Here is a 1,199-nt window from a genome sequence, read left to right on the forward strand (position 1 = left end):
GGTTTGGGACAGACCCGACCTGCCGGAGCGCGAATTGCGGCTCGGCGCGCCATCGGGCAGCGCCATGCCGCTGGTCTGGGCGCGTGCCGAGCACATCAAGCTGCTGCGCTCGCTGCGCGACGGCAAGGTCTTCGACATGCCGCCGCAGGGCGTCGAGCGCTACATCAAGCGCAAAACCGTGTCGCCGTTCAGGACATGGCGCTTCAACAACAAGATCCGCTCGCTTCCCGCCGGCAAGCTCCTGCGCGTGGAACTTGCGGCGCGCGGCGTGGTTCACTGGAGTAGCGACAAATGGCTGACGGTGCGCGACGACAACACGGTGGAGAACGCCTTCGGCGTCCACCTGGTTGACCTGGATGTCGCCGGCCTGCAGCCGGGATCGACGGTCGTCTTCACATTTTTCTGGCCGGAAGCGAGCCGTTGGGAGAATGTCGACTTCACCGTCGGCATCGATCCTTCGGATAGCCGGTAAGGTTCTTTCCTCAAGCTATTAGGATAACACCATGCAGATCGGAATGATGGGACTGGGCAGGATGGGCGCCAACATGGTGCGGCGCCTGATGCGCGACGGCCACGAATGCGTCGTCTACGACATCAATTCGGCAAGCGTCGCCGGCATGGTCAAGGACGGCGCCATCGGCGCCGCCTCGCTGGAGGAGTTCGTCGCCAAGCTCGCTAAGCCGCGCTGTGCCTGGCTGATGCTGCCGGCGGCGATCACCGGCAGGATCGTCGACCAGGTTGCGGCGCTGATGGAGCCGGGCGATATCATCATCGACGGCGGCAATTCCTATTATCACGATGCCGTCGACCAGGCGGCGAAGTTGGCGACCAAGGGCATCAATTTCGTCGATGTCGGCACCAGCGGCGGCGTCTGGGGACTGGAGCGCGGCTACTGCCTGATGATCGGCGGCCCCGACGACGCCGTGAAACACTTGGATTCGGTCTTCGCCACGCTGGCGCCGGGCTCCGACCCGGGCTCCAATCCGCCGAAGGACGCCGGAACCGCGCCTTACGGCTATCTGCATTGCGGGCCGAGCGGCGCCGGCCATTTCGTCAAGATGGTTCATAACGGCATCGAATACGGCGTCATGGCCGCTTACGCCGAGGGCATCAACATCCTGAAATCGGCCAATGCCGGCAAGCGCGCCCGCACGGCGGACGCTGAAACCAGCCCGCTCGAAAGCCCGCAATACTATCAA

The 1,199-nt window shown here is 64.1% G+C and carries 1 protein-coding gene and 1 pseudogene; both read left to right on the plus strand.

Annotated elements, in window-relative coordinates:
- Nucleotides 1-472 (plus strand): annotated as a pseudogene (locus EOA60_RS33795) (glucan 1,4-alpha-glucosidase); the annotation flags it as partial.
- A 31-nt stretch (nt 473-503) separates the two neighbouring features.
- On the plus strand, nt 504-1,199 hold a 696-nt coding region (locus tag EOA60_RS33800), incomplete at its 3' end, for an NADP-dependent phosphogluconate dehydrogenase (protein WP_128312666.1).

The organism is Mesorhizobium sp. M1A.F.Ca.IN.020.06.1.1 (genome assembly GCF_004023265.1).
Classification (GTDB): domain Bacteria; phylum Pseudomonadota; class Alphaproteobacteria; order Rhizobiales; family Rhizobiaceae; genus Mesorhizobium.